This is a genomic window from Klebsiella sp. K47, from assembly GCF_051858335.1.
Lineage (GTDB): Bacteria > Pseudomonadota > Gammaproteobacteria > Enterobacterales > Enterobacteriaceae > Klebsiella > Klebsiella pneumoniae.
In genome coordinates this window covers 1-231 of the sequence record NZ_JBPYUI010000317.1, presented here as the reverse complement: position 1 = coordinate 231, position 231 = coordinate 1, and the positions used below count along the sequence as shown (strand labels likewise).

General features: G+C 50.6%; 1 protein-coding gene. It reads right to left on the bottom strand.

Annotation, left to right across the window (positions count from 1 at the left end):
- Nucleotides 1–231, bottom strand: a 231-nt coding sequence (locus RRF55_RS28200; protein ID WP_439419326.1) for a YhdP family protein, incomplete at both ends; no start/stop codon positions are given.

The following is a 231-nucleotide window of genomic DNA, read 5'->3' as shown; positions in this document are numbered from 1 at the left end:
GCCATTGATAAAGCTGAATTTACCGCTCAAATTTTTCAGGGTGCTGTCGAGTGGCTTGATAAACAGACTGTTATTACGCAGCGTCACTTCCCCTTTCGCGGTTACCAACTCGCCGTTCAGCGGGATATCAAGATGTAAGCGAGCATTCACATCGCCGTCGAGCTTGAGTTCTTGCAGGGTCGCACCCAGGGAATCTTTCAGCGGTGTCTCATCAAAGTAAGGGCCAACGGC